The 3,239-nt window shown below is 42.6% G+C and carries 5 protein-coding genes and 5 tRNA genes; all 10 read right to left on the reverse strand.

The window, feature by feature from the left end:
* Positions 1-324: 50S ribosomal protein L11 (rplK, locus tag A2517_RS03485; RefSeq protein WP_294894176.1), on the reverse strand; the 324-nt coding region annotated here is incomplete at its 3' end.
* Positions 325-345: 21 nt separating this feature from the next.
* On the reverse strand, positions 346-876 hold the full coding sequence (nusG, locus tag A2517_RS03490; RefSeq protein ID WP_294894178.1) for a transcription termination/antitermination protein NusG: 531 nt from the start codon (positions 874-876) through the stop codon (positions 346-348).
* Positions 877-885: 9 nt separating this feature from the next.
* The gene (secE, locus tag A2517_RS03495) at positions 886-1,071 is read right to left on the reverse strand and encodes a preprotein translocase subunit SecE (protein WP_013461133.1); all 186 of its coding nucleotides are present in this window, start codon (positions 1,069-1,071) and stop codon (positions 886-888) included.
* 63 nt (positions 1,072-1,134) lie between these two features.
* A tRNA-Trp gene (locus tag A2517_RS03500) sits at positions 1,135-1,210 on the reverse strand.
* 32 nt (positions 1,211-1,242) lie between these two features.
* The gene (gene rpmG / locus A2517_RS03505; RefSeq protein ID WP_294894180.1) at positions 1,243-1,395 is read right to left on the reverse strand and encodes a 50S ribosomal protein L33; all 153 of its coding nucleotides are present in this window, start codon (positions 1,393-1,395) and stop codon (positions 1,243-1,245) included.
* A gap of 39 nt (positions 1,396-1,434) precedes the next feature.
* Positions 1,435-2,634, reverse strand: coding sequence for an elongation factor Tu (tuf, locus tag A2517_RS03510; protein WP_294894182.1), 1,200 nt, complete (start codon positions 2,632-2,634; stop codon positions 1,435-1,437).
* A gap of 97 nt (positions 2,635-2,731) precedes the next feature.
* A tRNA-Thr gene (locus tag A2517_RS03515) sits at positions 2,732-2,806 on the reverse strand.
* 102 nt (positions 2,807-2,908) lie between these two features.
* Positions 2,909-2,985: transfer RNA gene (locus A2517_RS03520), tRNA-Gly, on the reverse strand.
* 3 nt (positions 2,986-2,988) lie between these two features.
* Positions 2,989-3,074, reverse strand: a tRNA-Tyr gene (locus A2517_RS03525).
* A 56-nt stretch (positions 3,075-3,130) separates the two neighbouring features.
* Positions 3,131-3,207 (reverse strand) — tRNA-Thr (locus tag A2517_RS03530).
* Between the last annotated feature and the right edge of the window lie 32 nt (positions 3,208-3,239).

Here is a 3,239-nt window from a genome sequence, read left to right on the forward strand (position 1 = left end):
GATTTCCATCAATTGAGCTTTAGTGATTTTACCCACTTTGTTTTTCATCGGATTATCAGTCCCTTTTTTAAGACCAGCAGCTTTCATGATGAGAGCAGATGCCGGAGGCTGTTTTGTGATGAATGAAAACGTTTTGTCCGCATATACCGTAATAACAACAGGGAGTTTAAAACCTGCCTTATCTTTTGTACGCTCGTTGAACGCCTTACAAAATTCCATGATGTTAACACCACGTTGACCGAGTGCTGGTCCAACCGGAGGGGCTGGATTAGCAGCGCCGGCTTGTACTTGCAACTTGATGTAGCCCGTAATTTTCTTTGCCATTTGTGCTTCCTTTTTTTGAGATTAAATTATTTTTTCGACTTGAGTGTACGAAATATCAACCGGAGTACTACGTCCGAAGATAGAGACATTGAGTTTCAACGTACCGTGTTCGAGGTCATACTCATCCACAGTTCCGGTAAAGTTCGCGAACGGACCGTCTACGATACGAACCATCTCACCGTTGTCGAAGAATACTTTCGGTTTCGGAGCGGAGCGATTCGTAACACGATCCAAGATAACTGCGATGTCATTCTCACTAAGTGGAGTCGGCTTATTGGATTCACCGATGAATCCTGCTACACGCGGAAGCGATTGGATACGGTGCTGAAGATCAATAGAGAGATCCATATTCGCGAATACATACCCTGAATACAATGAACGTTCCGTAATTTTCTTTTTGCCGTTTTTGACTTCAATAACATCTTCAGTCGGAACGATTACTTCCGTAATGACCTCTTCAAGATGATTTTCAGCAATGATATTTTCGATAGCGGCTTTAACACTGCGCTCGCTACCTGCATACGTTTGAATCGAGTACCAACGATGTGCCATGTATTTTCCTTAACTCAAAATTGCCGAAACAGTTGAAGACATGATAAAATCTACCAACGCTAAAAACAATACCACAAACGTAACCACGGCGATAACAGCAATAAATGCTTGTTTCACTTGGGGTTTAGTCGGGAAAATAACTTTTGCAAGTTCCATTTTCGCATTATGAATGGTTTGACTTAATGTGTTTTTCATCTATTTCATCCTCAGGACATTTCCAACGAATAAAGCCCGTAAGCATCATTAGTTGAAGATGGGTGGCAGGCCAGGAGGGATTCGAACCCCCAACAATCGGATTTGGAATCCGGCGCTCTACCATTGGAACTACTGACCTATAATTATTAAGAATCCCCGAAGGGAAACAACTTAAAGTTTTGCTTCTTTATGAATCGTGTGCTCACGACAAAATTTACAAAACTTACGTACTGAAAATTTTTCAGTATGAGTTTTTTTGTTTTTAGTAGTGTGATAGTTGCGACGTGTGCACTTTTCACACGCTAAATGGATATTTTCACGCATGTTTTACCTTATGAATCCAACCTCAAGGGTTGGGGAAAATTATGCAAGGATTTTAGAAACAACCCCAGCGCCGACAGTACGTCCGCCTTCACGGATAGCAAAACGAGTACCCTCTTCCATAGCGATCGGGTGAATCAATTCAGCATTGATTTTCACGTTATCACCAGGCATAACCATTTCAGTACCTTCTTGCAAGGTGATAGCACCTGTACAGTCTGTTGTACGAACGTAGAATTGTGGGCGGTAACCGTTGAAGAATGGAGTATGACGTCCACCCTCTTCTTTGCTCAATACATAAATCTCTGCCTCAAATTTTGTGTGAGGAGTGATTGATTTTGGTTTACAAAGAACTTGTCCACGCTCAACATCTTCTTTCTTAGTACCACGGAGAAGAAGACCACAGTTGTCACCCGCTTCACCCATTTCCATCTCTTTACGGAACATCTCAACACCTGTTACAGTTGTTGTTTGAGTGTCACGGATACCAACGATCTCGATAGTTTCACCGATTTTGATTGTACCACGTTCAATACGACCAGTAACAACAGTTCCACGACCAGAGATAGAGAAAACGTCCTCTACCGGCATCAAGAAATCTTTATCAGTTTCACGTTGTGGTTGTGGAATATAAGCATCTACCTCAGCCATAAGCTTTTGGATTTTTGCTGACCACTCACCAAGAACACCAGTTTTTGCTTCTTCAAGTGCACGAAGAGCTGAACCGGCTACGATTGGAGTATCGTCACCCGGGAAATCGTACATATCAAGAAGTTCACGAATTTCCATCTCAACGAGTTCAAGAAGCTCTTCGTCATCAACCATATCTTCTTTGTTCATGAAAACAACGATGTACGGAACACCGACTTGTTTAGAAAGAAGGATATGCTCACGTGTTTGTGGCATTGGGCCATCCGCTGCAGAAACAACAAGAATAGCGCCGTCCATTTGAGCAGCACCCGTAATCATGTTTTTAACATAGTCGGCGTGTCCAGGACAGTCAACGTGTGCATAGTGACGGTTGTTTGTTTCGTACTCAACGTGTGAAGTAGCGATCGTAATACCGCGCTCACGCTCTTCTGGTGCATTATCGATTGCATCGTAATCCATCATTTTTGCGCCGTTTGTTACCGCAAGTACAGCTGTAATTGCTGCAGTCAACGTAGTTTTACCGTGGTCGACGTGACCGATTGTACCGATGTTACAATGTGGTTTTGTACGTTCAAATTTCTCTTTTGCCATAGTGTCCTCCGACTGAATGTGTAAATGAATTTGGAATTATACCAAAAAACAGCTGAAATAGCTTTCAAGCTTTCAAAAAATATTACAATATTATTACTGGAGCTCACGAGCGGATTTGAACCGCCGACCTCTTCCTTACCAAGGAAGTGCTCTACCCCTGAGCCACGTGAGCATAAAATAATGATAAAAATGTATTTTTGGAAGCTTAAAAACTATTTTACGTTTTAAGGTAATGATGAAGTAGTAATTATGAAATGTATACTTCAGCTCCCAGTGGAGCGGGAAACGAGACTCGAACTCGCGACATTCAGCTTGGAAGGCTGACGCTCTAGCCAACTGAGCTATTCCCGCAGATGGTGGTGAGAGAAGGATTCGAACCTTCGAAGATAAAAATCAGCAGATTTACAGTCTGCCCTCGTTGGCCACTTGAGTATCTCACCACGGCCATAATCTGGTCTAACACTGATAAATGTAATGCGTTTCCGATTTCATTCAATGGTGCCGGCACGAGGATTTGAACCCCGGGCCTATTGATTACAAATCAATTGCTCTAGCCAACTGAGCTATGCCGGCATTGGTGAAATGGAGCCGAAATTATATACACT

Origin of the sequence: Sulfuricurvum sp. RIFOXYD12_FULL_44_77, from assembly GCF_001830725.1 — a bacterium.
In the GTDB taxonomy this organism is placed as follows: Bacteria; Campylobacterota; Campylobacteria; order Campylobacterales; family Sulfurimonadaceae; genus Sulfuricurvum; species Sulfuricurvum kujiense_A.

What these genes read in the sequence shown, in the direction of transcription:
- nusG (WP_294894178.1), bottom strand. Translation starts at nt 876, where the DNA reads ATGGCACATCGTTGGTACTCGATTCAAACGTATGCAGGTAGCGAGCGC.
- secE (WP_013461133.1), bottom strand. Translation starts at nt 1,071, where the DNA reads ATGAAAAACACATTAAGTCAAACCATTCATAATGCGAAAATGGAACTT.
- rpmG (WP_294894180.1), bottom strand. Translation starts at nt 1,395, where the DNA reads ATGCGTGAAAATATCCATTTAGCGTGTGAAAAGTGCACACGTCGCAAC.
- tuf (WP_294894182.1), bottom strand. Translation starts at nt 2,634, where the DNA reads ATGGCAAAAGAGAAATTTGAACGTACAAAACCACATTGTAACATCGGT.